The organism is Cloacibacillus sp., assembly GCF_020860125.1.
In the GTDB taxonomy this organism is placed as follows: Bacteria; Synergistota; Synergistia; order Synergistales; family Synergistaceae; genus Cloacibacillus.
This window is the reverse complement of sequence record NZ_JAJBUX010000076.1, coordinates 34,137-47,068: the sequence shown is the minus strand read 5'-3', so window position 1 is coordinate 47,068 and position 12,932 is coordinate 34,137. Positions and strand designations below refer to the sequence as shown.

Annotated in this window: 12 protein-coding genes; 4 read left to right on the top strand and 8 right to left on the bottom strand. The window is 54.5% G+C overall.

All coding sequences use genetic code 11. From position 1 onward, the window contains the following. Positions 1-281: 281 nt before the first annotated feature. A complete protein-coding gene (locus LIO98_RS10125) occupies positions 282-1,403 on the bottom strand; it encodes a nitronate monooxygenase family protein (protein WP_291956442.1) in 1,122 nt (373 codons plus the stop codon). A 222-nt stretch (positions 1,404-1,625) separates the two neighbouring features. Here LIO98_RS10125 and LIO98_RS10120 point away from each other — a divergent pair, with 222 nt between their 5' ends. Next, the gene (locus LIO98_RS10120) at positions 1,626-2,951 is read left to right on the top strand and encodes a Y-family DNA polymerase (RefSeq protein ID WP_291956439.1); all 1,326 of its coding nucleotides are present in this window, start codon (positions 1,626-1,628) and stop codon (positions 2,949-2,951) included. Positions 2,952-3,115: 164 nt separating this feature from the next. On the opposite strand, the gene LIO98_RS10115 is transcribed toward LIO98_RS10120, so the two are convergent. From LIO98_RS10115 to nudC, 3 genes are all read right to left on the bottom strand, one after another. Continuing rightward, on the bottom strand, positions 3,116-3,604 hold the full coding sequence (locus tag LIO98_RS10115; RefSeq protein WP_291956435.1) for a rubrerythrin family protein: 489 nt from the start codon (positions 3,602-3,604) through the stop codon (positions 3,116-3,118). 129 nt (positions 3,605-3,733) lie between these two features. After that, complete coding sequence (cobO, locus tag LIO98_RS10110; RefSeq protein WP_291956431.1) at positions 3,734-4,261, bottom strand: cob(I)yrinic acid a,c-diamide adenosyltransferase; 528 nt, start codon at positions 4,259-4,261, stop codon at positions 3,734-3,736. A 51-nt stretch (positions 4,262-4,312) separates the two neighbouring features. After that, positions 4,313-5,080: an NAD(+) diphosphatase gene (gene nudC / locus LIO98_RS10105; RefSeq protein ID WP_291956428.1), complete on the bottom strand. Its 768-nt coding sequence runs from the start codon at positions 5,078-5,080 to the stop codon at positions 4,313-4,315. Between the two features lie 234 nt (positions 5,081-5,314). Here nudC and LIO98_RS10100 point away from each other — a divergent pair, with 234 nt between their 5' ends. Then, positions 5,315-5,635 (top strand): pyrimidine/purine nucleoside phosphorylase, encoded by a 321-nt coding sequence (locus tag LIO98_RS10100; protein ID WP_206153399.1) that lies wholly within the window; start codon positions 5,315-5,317, stop codon positions 5,633-5,635. Between the two features lie 141 nt (positions 5,636-5,776). On the opposite strand, the gene LIO98_RS10095 is transcribed toward LIO98_RS10100, so the two are convergent. The 4 genes from LIO98_RS10095 to yfcC all read right to left on the bottom strand — a co-directional run bounded on the left by LIO98_RS10095 (position 5,777) and on the right by yfcC (position 10,569). Next, positions 5,777-6,418, bottom strand: a complete 642-nt coding sequence (locus tag LIO98_RS10095; protein WP_291956423.1) for a M48 family metallopeptidase — start codon at positions 6,416-6,418, stop codon at positions 5,777-5,779. Between the two features lie 116 nt (positions 6,419-6,534). After that, complete coding sequence (locus tag LIO98_RS10090) at positions 6,535-7,134, bottom strand: nitroreductase family protein (protein ID WP_291956420.1); 600 nt, start codon at positions 7,132-7,134, stop codon at positions 6,535-6,537. Positions 7,135-7,346: 212 nt separating this feature from the next. Continuing rightward, positions 7,347-8,819: a carbon starvation CstA family protein gene (locus LIO98_RS10085; protein WP_291956417.1), complete on the bottom strand. Its 1,473-nt coding sequence runs from the start codon at positions 8,817-8,819 to the stop codon at positions 7,347-7,349. Positions 8,820-9,063: 244 nt separating this feature from the next. After that, a complete protein-coding gene (gene yfcC, locus LIO98_RS10080; RefSeq protein ID WP_291956415.1) occupies positions 9,064-10,569 on the bottom strand; it encodes a putative basic amino acid antiporter YfcC in 1,506 nt (501 codons plus the stop codon). A 101-nt stretch (positions 10,570-10,670) separates the two neighbouring features. Between yfcC and iadA the strand changes: the two genes are divergently transcribed. Further along, positions 10,671-11,840, top strand: coding sequence for a beta-aspartyl-peptidase (gene iadA / locus LIO98_RS10075; RefSeq protein ID WP_291956412.1), 1,170 nt, complete (start codon positions 10,671-10,673; stop codon positions 11,838-11,840). Between the two features lie 16 nt (positions 11,841-11,856). After that, positions 11,857-12,636 carry an enoyl-CoA hydratase-related protein gene (locus tag LIO98_RS10070; protein WP_291956409.1) on the top strand — a complete coding sequence of 260 codons (780 nt, stop codon included), beginning with the start codon at positions 11,857-11,859 and terminating at the stop codon, positions 12,634-12,636. Positions 12,637-12,932: the final 296 nt, after the last annotated feature.

Here is a 12,932-nt window from a genome sequence, read left to right as displayed (position 1 = left end):
ATGGCCAGGGAGCCAAAAGGCCGGTTCTGCCTTTTGTGCGAGTCGGCTAGTTTGTGTATCAGAGTAGGTCTTGCCGGAATTAATTTAAGCGGGAGAGGGAAGTCAAGTGAGACTTCCCTCTCTTGTTTTGTTTTATGGGAAGCTGTTATGTGATGTGCCAGGAGTTCTGATCGTTTCTGTATAGTTAAAAGAAGCAGCTCAAGGAGAAATTTTCTCTTTGGGCTGCTTCTTTGTGTTGAGCGGGGATGAAAAAGTCCGGCGCTAGTGCCGGACCGCTGTTTTTAATGTGCCGCCTCAAGCTCAGGCAGTTTAAAATCTCTGAGGAGTTCCTTTATCAAATCTTTTACCTTAACGATCGATTTCACCTGTGAAACGTTGCTGCCGCAGAAGAAGAGGCCGTTTTCCCAGTCTCCCTGATAGGCACACACGAGGGCGTCCGCGATACAGAAGGACTCATGCTGGAGGCGGCAGATGCAGTGCGAAAGGCAGTTGGCGCGGCAGCTCACCTTTTCGAGGGCGCCCGCGAAATATCGCTCGACGAGGGGGCTCATTATTGCGCGTCCCGGAAGGCCGCAGGGGCTTTTTATTAGGACGACGTCTTTTTCTTCCGCCTCTATATAGGCCTGCTTGAAGCGGTCGGAGGCGTCGCCCTCTTCGGTGGCGGCGAAGCGTGTGCCCATTTGGACGCCGCTTGCGCCCATCTCGAAGGCTTCGCGCATGTCATTCCCGTCCCAGATGCCGCCGGCAGATATCACCGGAATGTTGTGGCCGAGCTCCTTCAGATATTTTACCAACGCGGGGACGACCTCTTTTAGCGAGAGATTATCGTTAAGCGCCTGTTCCTCGTCGCGCGCTCCGAGGTGTCCGCCTGCGGTATTGGGAGTCTCGACGACAAAAGCATCCGGGAGCCTGTTGTAATGCTTGAGCCAGCGGTTGAGAATCAGGTTCGCGGCCTTCACGCTGCTAACTATCGGTACGAGAGCCGTGTCGGGGTAACCCTCCGCCAGCAGCGGCAATTTGAGCGGCAGTCCGGCGCCGGAGATGATGATGTCCGCCCCTGCTTCGCATGAGGTGCGTACAAGCTGTTCGTAGTCGCTGAGTGCGCACATGCAGTTTACCACGATGACGCCGCCGTTTGAAGCCTCTTTTGCCTCTTTTATGTAGCGTGCCAGTATTTTATGGTTATTTTCATCGATTACTTTGGCGCCGGTGCTCAGATCAAAGTCGGAGGATGAGGCCGATATCCCCACCGAAGCGATGGTTCCGACGCAGCCGGCGGCGGCCACGGCACTCGCCAGTCTTGGACCGGAGATCATTATACCCATTCCGCCCTGTATGATGGGATATTTGGGCTGATGTTTACCTATTGTTAATAAAGGTAATTTTATTTTTTTGTCGGTCATTTTAAGTTCCTTCCAAACATTTATTTAAAAACTTCTATCCATTTTTGTAATAATGGAATGCTGTATATACTATTCCATAAAACCTGCTTTGACAAGCCCTTTTTACAATATTGTGTGAAAAGAAGTGAGATGTTTTTGATGTTATAGTTTACATATGGTTGACATTTAATTCGTTGCAAAATATAGTATATTGTTAAGTTTTATATAAGGAGCTGATGTTACGTGTGTGTATCTGCTTCGCGTTCAGTCGGGTTATGTGACTGTAATAATTTTTTTGTCTCCTGTGAGCGGAGGGAAGACCCGTCGCTTGTATCGCGCCCTGTTGTCGTTCTGAGCGGCAACGACGGCTGTATAGTGGCTCGTTCCAATGAGGTGAAGGCTATGGGGGTGCCGATGGGCGAGCCGTATTTCAAGGTCAGGGGATTGCTGGAGCGCGCCGGCGTCGTGGTGCTCAGCGGCCGCCTTTCGCTTTATAATAAAATTTCCTCCGAGGTGATGTCGCGTCTTGCGAGATTCAGCGATGTGACGGAGGTCTATTCGATAGACGAGGCGTTTATAAATCTTGCGATATCTTCCGTAAAGGACCCCGTGGCCTATTGCCGGGAGCTACGGGCGGATATATTGAGGCATTGTTCAATACCTGTCTCGGTGGGTATCTCTTCTACCAAAACGCTGGCAAAGCTGGCCTCTCACTGTGCCAAGCATACTGACGGCGGGGTATTCTGGCTTAAACGGGAGCTATATTCCGATCCCGAGTGGATGGCGCAGTTTGAGGTCGGCGATATCTGGGGTGTCGGCAGGCGTATGGCTAAACGCCTTAATCTTTATCACCGTATTTTGAATGCCGCCGATTTCGCAGCGGCGGATGACCTGTTTCTTAAAAGGTCTTTTTCGGTGAACGCCCTCTATACGGCCTGGGAGCTGCGCGGCTATCCGGTGCATCTTCTTTCGGGAGGACGGCGCGCGCCAAAGTCCATCCAGGTCTCCCGCTCTTTTGGCGACGCGGTTTTTTCCTATGACGAGCTGCTGGAGGCTGTCTCATATTTCACTCTTTGCGCAGCGCGGCAGCTGCGCGAGGCAAAACAGCGCGCATCACGTATGGGAATATTTATAACGACGAGCCGTTTCCGCGAGGAAAATTTTTATGCGCGCGAAGATGAGCGCTCTTTTTCATCTCCGCGTTCGCTGGACTGCGATTTTTTATCGGCGGCTCGTGAGATGCTCGCCGGTATATATCGGGAGGGCTGCGCCTATAAAAAAGCGGGAGTGATTCTCTATGACTTCACCGACGTGAGCTGCGGGGTCCAGAGGCAGCTGTTTGACGAGGAGGGGTGCTCGGAGACACGGGAGGGGCGGTTCATGCAGGCGGCCACCGTGACCGACTCCCTGAATCGCGAATTCGGACGCCTCGTCATCGGCTCAGCCGATAATTTCGGTGCTCCTAAGAGGCCGTCCAAGTGGTATCCTCAGCGTGGGCACAGCGCCGCCGGTGAGTATAGGGAACGTCCGGCACTGCCAATCGGCCCGGCGCGCAAGGTGAATTTTTGATCGCGGAAACGGCTGTTTATATTGACGCGGTCAAGACCGTGGGCACGGCGGGCGGGATTTCGGAGGATTGACAGACAGCGGGGCGGGAATCGAAATTCCCGCCCCGCTTGTTTGCTTATTTATCCGGCGTCAGATTGTATCTGTATTTTACCGGTCTCCTTTTGCTAGAACTTCTTGAAAATCGAGGGTTTCGCGCCGCAGATGGGACAGGGGCTGCTGGTCTCGCCCTTGTGGATGAATCCGCAGATGGGGCAGAGGTAATAGTCGGCGTCGGTGTTGCTTATATCGGATAGCGCCTCTTTGTAGAGTTTAGCGTGTACCTTCTCGGCCTCGTTAGCATAGTGGAAGATACGGGCGGCCTCTGTGTTGCCTTCGGCCTTTGCCTGTTCGATCATCGGGGGGTACATCTCTGAGAATTCGTAGGTCTCTCCGTCGATACCTGCCTGGAGGTTATCCGCTGTGGTGCCGACTCCGCCCTTGGCTCTGAACTCGGCGAAGGCGTGGATGGTCTCTGCCGCCGCGGTGGCGCGGAAGAGCTTGGCTACGCCGGCGAATCCGTCTTTCTCCGCCTGTTCGGCGAACATGAGGTACTTACGGTTGGCCTGTGATTCTCCTGCGAATGCGGTTGCGAAATTTTCCTGTGTTGTTGACATGATCTGATTTCCTCCTTGAAATTTTTATGCCTTTTCTTTTAGTGTTATTTCTAAAATCAATCCAGTTATTTAAAACAATTTTAGTTTAAAGCTTTTCTCTAATTTTGTCAAGTTTAAAATCAGCGTTTTTTAATATTCGATGCCTTTGCGCGCGGTGATTCCCCGGCGGTAGGGGTGTTTGATCTCTTTCATTTCGCTGACAAGATCGGCCATGTCAAGCAGCGATTTTGGCGCGTTTCTCCCCGTTAGCACAATTTCGGTCTTTTCCGGTTTGCCGCGAAGCAGCTCCGCCACGTCGTCGGCGTCAACAAGCCCGAAGTCTATCGCCACGTTGATCTCATCCAATATCACGAGATCATATTCGCATGAGGTGATGAATTTTTCCGCCTCTTTGAGTCCGCGCGCCGCCTCTGTGAAGTCTTCGTTCGTTTCGTCTCCGCGGAAGATACATTTTTCGCGTCCGGTGTGGATCAGCGTCACTCCCGGCAGGTGTTTGACGGCGGTGAGCTCGCCATACCGCGCCCAGCCCTTCATAAACTGTACGATCGCGACGCGCGCGCCGTGGCCGCAGGCGCGCACAGCCAGCCCCAGGGCGGCGGTCGTCTTGCCCTTGCCGTCTCCGGTGTATATCTCGATGAGTCCCTTTGAACCAAACATCTTATCACACACCTTCCTCTCTTATTCTCCCAATGATGGGAGGCCGCGCCATCAGTATTTTGTATGTCTCTTGATAAAATCCTCTATGAGTTTTGCGGAGATACTGATACCGCGGTAATATTCCGGTATCTCGTGGGGGGCGAACCAGCGGACGTCTGTGACTTCGGTGGTATCGGGGCAGATGTCGCCCGACTCCCATTCGGCAATGAAGCCTAGCATCAGCGAACGCGGAAAGGGCCAGGGCTGGCTGGTGAAGTATTTTATGTTTTTGACGCGGATTCTGGATTCCTCGTAGACTTCGCGCGCGACGCATTCTTCAAGGCTCTCTCCCGGTTCTACGAAGCCCGCGAGCACGCTGTAGCGCCCTGCGGGAAAGTTGACGCCGTGGCCAAGCAGGATCTTTCCCTCTTTTTCAACACAGACGATGATTGCGGGCGAGATGACTGGGTAGAAGAGTTCGCCGCACGCGGGACACTTCATCGCCCCCTCTTCGGGGTCGAAGGAGTTCTCCGCGCCGCATTTACCGCAGTATTTGTGGAGCCGCTGCCAGTCCATGTAGTGAAAGGCTTTGCCGATACGGAAGAATTGCTCCTCGCCGACAGCCGTCCAGCAGCCGCGCCGTTCGCCGGCGGTAAATCCCTTTGGCAGTTCCGCTGTTACTTCAAGCTCCGCCCAATGATCTCCCTCTTTATCCTCTTTGTCGACGTATCCGGAGTTGAGAAAGTTTTGCCTGAGTCCGTCGATCTCCGCCGCCTCCGGTATGGCGCCGTCTTCTTTGAGGATTATTTTACCGTTTTGAAATATATAGTAAAAGGACATTCCGAAGCCTTCCCTCGTCTTATATGATGTTAGCGGTCATAATTATTTATTTTACTGGACTTATGCCAAAAAGAACACTATCATTTATGGTAAGCCGTTGATTAAATATGTCTTTAAGGGGCGGAGCATCCGTTCGTTCTCACCGTCTGCCGGTTTGTTTGAGCGGAGGCGTAAAGGTTGGGAGCCGCCTGGCGTATTTTGTCCACAGGCAAAAACTTTCAGGAGGGTTTTATAATGATCGAAAAGTTGGAAAATGTAACAGCGATAGCTAAGGCGAATGTATATTTTGACGGAAAAGTAGTCAGCCACACTGTTTATATGGAAAACGGCGACCGCAAAACGCTCGGCCTCTTCCTCCCAGGCGAGTATGAGTTCGGAACGGGCGACGCGGAGATCATGGATCTCACCGATGGCGTCTGCCAGGTGCTGCTTCCCGGTTCCTCCGAGTGGCAGGAGCTCAAGGCTGGCGAGACCTTCAATATACCGGCGAACAGCAAGTTCGGTTTCCGCTGCTACGTGCCCGTGCAGTATGTCTGCTCCTACGTAAAGGCCTGATTCCCGATTATATGACGCTGACATAAAGTTTTTGCCCGGCGTGCTGAGAGTTATCTTTCGCACGCTGCGGCTGTTTTGTATTGACGACGGCCCCTGATAAATTCGCGGTTTTATCAGGGGCCTCTATGTAAGTCGTAAGTCCTAATTTTCCGGGAACTTGGCGTGGGGCTTTAGTTCGAGGATTTTGTTTTTTATGTGGGTGAGCCGGCGGTCGTCCGGCGGGTGTGAATTGAAGCCGCTTGGCTGAGTATTGTTTATTTTCGCGAGCTTACTGATCGCGCTGTACATGCCGACGGGGTCCTCTCCCATTTTGACGGCGAGCTCCACGGAGTAGTCGTCCGCCTCGATCTCCTGTTCGCGGCTCCAGCCCGAATTTACAAGGTTAGCGCCGACATTGACGGCGGTGCCGGCAATATTACCGCCCAGCAGCTGTCCGAGGACCGCCGCCGCGATTGAGAGTCCGGCGCTGCGTGAGGCGCTTTTGTGGAGATGGTTGAGTTTGACGTGTCCCGCCTCATGGGCGAATACGGCGTAAAGCTCGGCCTCGGTGTCGAGTATATCCAGCAGGCCGGTGGTTACCGTTACGGATTCTCCGTTTGTCACCCAGGCGTTCGGCGTCTTTTCGTCTTTTATATAAAACGGCAACGCGGTCAGCGCCGTCGGTTCCGCCACCTTGTTCCATATCCTCTTAGCCTCCGCATGCGAAATCAGCGCCTCCGAGGGGAGCGGGGCGGCGATGATCACCAATGCCATCGCCACGAGGACGGCCTTCACTATCTTCATACATTCTCGCCTTCCATCAATCCTGTTTTTTTATATTATACCCAAGCGCGGCTTTAAAGACAAAAAGTGACGCAGCCTACTGCGTCACTTAAGAATATGCTTGTTCGCCGAAGGCCCTATTTTTTGATTGGCTGCCGCCATTTACCCTCGAAGACGAAGCCGTCCAGCGGCAGGCGTTCGCGCTTGTCAAGCTCGCGGTCTCTGAGCTCGCCCTCAAGCAGCTCCGGTTCTCCCACGTAACCTACGGCGACGGCGGCCAGCGGTTCGTAGTCTTCGGGCACGCCGTAAGTTTCGCGTACGGCGTCCGTGGAGAATCCTGCCATCGGATGTCCCTGCAGGCCCTGCGCGGCGGCCTCAAGCAGAAGGTTTTCCAGCGCGAGCCCGCAGTCATGCATGGCCCAGCGGTTAGGCTTACCGTTGTAGTCGAATTTATTTTTTACTACGAGAATGATAAGCATCTGCGCCCTCTTTGCCCATACCTGATTGGATTTTGCGAGGCAGGAGAGCATCTTCTCAAATTCCTGCGGGTCGCTCTTGAAGGCTGTGATGAAGCGCCAAGGCTGTTCGTTGAAGGCGGAGGGGGCCCAGCGCGCCGCTTCGAAGAGGGAGAGTATCTTTTCCGGTTCGAGTTTTTTATCTGAGAAGGCGCGCGGGCTCCAGCGCTCGGCGATGAGTTCGGTTATTTTATGGTCTGCTGCCGCTTTTTTGTCGATCATTTTGTCCACTCCTATAAGCGATATTTATATATAAACTTATTATAACGTTAAGTTTACAGAGTTAAGGCCGGCGGCAAAAGCGTAAAAACCATGGTTTAACTAAAAAAACAGCTGAATTATTGAAAAGGTAAGCAAATTTGCCTGTTATAAACCCCGGCCTAGTAACGGGCCGGGGTCAGGTTTTTTATATCGCTGTCGTATATGCCCTGTTCTTATTCAGCGGCGTTGGTGCGGATGCATTTGAACCAGAAGATCGCGAAGCAGAGCGCGGCGAAAGCGATGCCGACTGGATAGCCGACCTTGGCGGCCGCGTCGATCGCCGCCGCTCCCGTGAGGGTCTCGCCGGAGACCATCTTTGAGATCATCGGGCCGAAACCTTCGGGGGCCACAAGGATATATGTACTTGATACAGCCGACATGAAGGTCGCTGGTATCGCGAGCGGCCAGAAGTTGTGGTGTACCTTGCAGAGGAACACCGCTGCCGCCCAGAGGGCGATCATCGCGAGGGTCTGGTTTGACCATGAGAAGTAGCGCCAGATGACCTGGAAGTTCATATTTGAAAGCAGCGCGCCGCAGAGAAGGAGCGGGACGGAGAGCAGCAGACGCTTCGTGCGAGGCTTCTGGTCGATGCCGAACCAGTCGGCAAGCGTGAGTCGCGCGGAGCGGAATGCGGTGTCGCCGGATGTTATCGGGCAGACGATGACGCCGATCATCGCGAGCACGCCGCCCACGGGGCCGAGCACCCTGATGCAGATGTCATAAACGAGCGCCGACTGTCCGGCGAGGCTGGTGGTCGCGTCCCAAAGTCCCTGTGTGCCGTTGTAAACGCTGACGCCGGCTGCGGCCCATATCAGCGCGATGACGCCTTCGGCGACCATCGCTCCGTAGAATACCTTGCGTCCCTGATATTCGCTCGTTATGCAGCGCGCCATCATCGGCGACTGTGTCGCGTGGAAGCCAGAAATCGCTCCGCAGGCGACGGTGATAAACATCAGCGGCCATATTGGAAGCGCGCGCGGATGGAGGTTCGCGAAGCTGTTCCACATCTCCGGCAGCTCATATCCCCGTACCACAAGGCCGCCGCCGACTCCCACGCACATGACGATCAGCGCCGCGCCGAAGAAGGGGTAGAAGCGCCCTATTATCTTGTCTATCGGCAGGAGCGTGGCGAGGAAATAATAGACAAGAATGATTGCCAGCCAGAAGGTGACGTTGAGCGATTTTGGCGTAAGAAGCGCCAGAAGTCCGGCCGGTCCCGTCGAGAATGTCGTTCCAACGAGTACCAGCAGCACCACCGCGAAGATACGCATGACCGTCTTCATCTGCGGGCCGAGGTAGATTCCGACTATTTCGGAGATGCTCGCGCCGTTATGGCGCTCCGAGAGCATACCGGAGAAATAGTCATGCACGCCGCCGGCGAAAATCGTACCGAAGACGATCCAGAAGTAGACGACCGGTCCCCAGAGAGCGCCGGAGAGGGCGCCGAAGATAGGTCCTAATCCCGCGATGTTCAGCAGCTGGATGAGGAAGGATTTCCATATGGGGAGCGGCAGATAGTCGACGCCGTCCGGATGGGCGATTGCGGGCGTCTCTCTGTCGTCAGGAGGCAGAAGCCTTTCCACGACGACCGAATATGTCAAAAACCCTACAACCAACGTTAAAAGTGCAATAAAAAACGTCAACATAAAAAATCACCTCTCTAAAGAGTTAATAAAAGATACTCTATCTTGTGAAAATATAGCACTGCGGCTGATAACGGTCAAGAAAGAAAGTTATCCATTTTTAGGTATGTTTTATTGCCAAATACGGCATAGCATTATAATTTTGACGCAGGTTCGCCTTTAATACCTTGTTTTATTAAGAACAAAAATCATTAAAAAGGAGCCTTTCGCGCGAAAAGGCTCCCCGAAGCAGAGCTGCGTTTTATTTTTAATTAAATCCGACGACGACGGCTGCGATGACAAAGAGAGAACCGCAGAGGAAGAGAATGCCCTGGAACTTTATCTGCCATTTCGCCCAGGTGGCCCAGTCGATGCGGGCGGCGCCGATCGAGGCCATCATGACCGCCGAGGTCGGGACGATGAGGTTCGTGAAGCCGTCGCCGAGCTGGAAGGCGAGCACCGCGACCTGACGCGTTACGCCGGCGATATCCGCGAGCGGCGCCATCAGAGGCATCGTCAGCGCTGCCTGTCCGGAACCGGAGACGACGAAGAAGTTGAATACCGACTGGAAGAGATACATCAGCCAGGCAGAGATCACCGGCGAGAGTCCGGAGATCATCAGCCCGACATTGTGGAGCACGGTGTTAAGCACCGTCGGCACCGTCGGCGAATCTCCGCCGAGCACGAGGATGATGCCCTTTGCCATGCCGACGACGATTGCCGCGCCGAGAAGGTCGGATGCTCCCGCTCTGAAGGAGACGGCGATATCGTTGACCCTCATACCGTTGAGTTTGAATATGACGCCGATGATGCCGGAGACGAGGCCCATGACGAAAAACTGCGAAGCTATCTCCGGTATAAAGTATCCTTTTTCGACGACGCCCCAGATGGTCCAGACCATGCCGAGCGCGATCGTGAGGATCACGAGAATGTCGCCGAGGCCGAACCTCTCGTCCGTCTCGCCCGCCGCTTCCAGCTCTTCGCGGAAATAGTTGTCGGATTCACGGACCGGCGAAAGAGAGGGATCTTTGCGTATCTTTACTGCGTAGCGCCAGGTATAGAGCATGCCGAGCAGGGTGAAGAAGAACCACATGAAGATGCGGAAGCCGGAGCCGGAGAGCACCGGTATCTGCGCGATGCCCTGCGCGATCGCGACGCTGAAGGGGTTCATCCACGAAGCGCCGAAGCCGATCTGTGTCGCGCAGTAGGTGATCATCACTGCCACTATCGAGTCGTAGCCGAGCGCGATCACAACGGGGACGACGATAAAAACAAAGGGGATAGCCTCCTCGCCCATGCCGAAGACGGCTCCGCCGAGAGAGAAAAGAAAGAAAAGCACGGGGATTATCAGCGTATCCATGCCCTTTGTCTTCTTTATCATGCGCTTCATACCCGATTCAATCGCGCCGGTTCGGAGGACGATGCCGAAGGCACCGCCGACGATGAGGATGAAGGCGACGACGCCGACGGCCGAGCCCCATTTGTCTCCCGAGACGAGCCCCTCAAATGCATAGTTGAGGACGCCGGTCTCTCCGTAGGGCTCGAAGAGCTTTACGCCGTTCATTACAGGCTTGCCGTCTTTGCCGAGCTCATACTGGAACGACTCCGGCACGAGCACGCTGCGGCTCTTCTCGGAGCTGCCCATAGTGTAAGTTATCTCGTGAGTCTCAAACTTTCCCACCGGTACGGTCCATGTCAAAAGCGCGGCGAAGAGAACGACAAAAAAGATGATAATGTAGGTATCCGGTATCCACCGTGTCCTGTTTTGCGCCATGATTACAATTCCTCCATTGTGATATGTATTTTTAAATATCTCATATAAAATGATATTTTATATTATATAATAAAAACAAAAAAGCAAAAGAGGCATGAAATATGTTTATACTTATAAAAAACGCAGATATTTATGCTCCTGAACCACTCGGCATCTCTTCCCTGCTGATATCCCACGATAAGATCGCCTGGCTCGGTAAAAATTTCCCCGCCGAGGCGACCTTGCCAGATTTGGAAATAATCGACGCCGCGGGGAAAATCCTCATCCCCGGAATCGTCGACGGACATGTGCACGTCACCGGCGGCGGAGGCGAGGGCGGTTTTGCCACGCGCACGCCCGAACTCGTCCTCTCCGATATGATAAAGGGCGGCGTGACGACGGTCGTCGGTCTGCTTGGCACCGACGACGTGACGCGCAGCACGGGAGCCCTCATCGCAAAGACGAACGCGATACGCGCCGAGGGCATGAGCGCCTGGGCGATGACCGGCTCCTACCAGCTGCCGGTCAAGAGCCTCTGCGGCGGCGTCCGCGACGATATCGCGCTGCTTGAATCGGTCATCGGCGTCGGCGAGGTGGCCCTCTCCGACCACCGCTCATCGCAGCCGACATTTGAGGAATTTATGAGGCTTGCGGCGGCGGCGCGTGTCGGCGGGATGCTCTCCGGCAAATCGGGAGTCGTAAACGTGCATCTCGGGGACGCGCCCTCGGGGCTGGATTACCTCTTCCGCGCCGCCAAGACGGAGATACCGCCGTCGCAGTTCATCCCCACGCATATGAACCGTAATCCCGAACTGTTCAAAGAGGCCTGCCGCTACGGAGCGATGGGCGGCTATGTAGACCTCACGACGAGCACGACGCCGCAGTTCCTTGAAGAGGGCGAGGTGGAATGCGGCCGCGCGCTCTCCGAGCTGCTTGCGGCGGGCGTCCCCGCGGAGCGCATCTCATTTTCCTCCGACGGGCAGGGCTCTATGCCGGCCTTCGACGAGGCGGGAAACCTCACGGGACTCACTATCGGGCGCGTTACCTCTATCTTCGAGACCCTGCGCAGTACGGTGAAGAACTATGACCTCCCATTTGAGACCATGGTGCGCGTCGTCTCGACGACTGCCGCCGACCATTGTAAGCTGCCGGGCAAGGGGCATATAAAAGAGGGGTATGACGCGGACCTGATCCTGCTGGAGGCCGACGGCCTCGTCCTTGATACGCTCTTCGCGCGCGGCAGAAAGATGATGTCCGGCGGCAGGCCGCTAGTTAAGGGAACCTTTGAATAACAGGAGGTACGAAACAATGAAAGAGAATACAGTTATCATAAAGAAAGAGGGGCCTGTCGCCTGTGTGACGATGAACAGGCCGGAGTCGCTCAATTCCCTGACCGTAGGGCTGTGCGCCGCGCTCAAGGCGGCGCTTGCGGAGTGCGAGGACGATAACGACATTCGCGTCGTCGTGCTCTGTGGCGAGGGAAAGGCCTTCTGCGCCGGCGGCGACCTGCGCACGATATTAGAGCTGTCAGATTATGAGGCGGCGCGCGAATATGTACGTGCCGCCGGGGAGATAACGGCGGCGGTCATGCGCTCCCGGAAGCCCTTTATCGCGATGGTCGGCGGCGCGGCGGCCGGCGCCGGTTTTAATATCGCGCTCGCCTGCGACTTTGTCTGCGCCTCGAAGCGGGCGAAGTTTACCCAGGCCTTCTCCTCCATCGGACTCATATCCGACTGCGGCGGCAATCTGCTGCTGCCGCGCCTTGTGGGCCCTCAGACCGCGAAAAGGCTGATGATGCTGCCGGAGACGCTCTCCGCGGAGGAGGCGCAGGCGCTGGGGCTGGTGACGGCGCTTGCCGAAGAGGGAGAGCTGCGCGAAGAGACCGCCGCCCTCGCCGCGCGCCTCGCGAAACAGCCGTCGCTGGCGCTCGCGCAGACCAAAAAACTGCTGAACGGCGGTAAAGAGCTGGAAGATATCCTTCGCGCCGAGGAGGATATCCAGGCCGCTCTGATAATCGGTGAAGACTGCAAAGAGGGAGTAAAGGCCTTCTTTGAAAAGAGAAAGCCGGAGTTTTGGGGGCGGAGCTAAGTTTTAGGACGCGCCGGTATGGGATGAAAGCGATGGCATAATTCCGCTGTTTTCTTTTTCATGATAAAAAATATTCTAGGTGTTCTAACATTTCATTAGCTGCTTTACTGTTGAGATCAATGACGGGACTTCTTTAGGCTATTCTGATTATTACTTTGTAATATTACAGGATAGCCTTTTATATATTACAATAAAATAAATAAAACCTTCTAAAATTATCCTTTGTATATAAAAAAATTAAAAAATGAATTATCAAAACGCTTTGCGCCGCGTTGACAACATTGTGCGTTGATGTT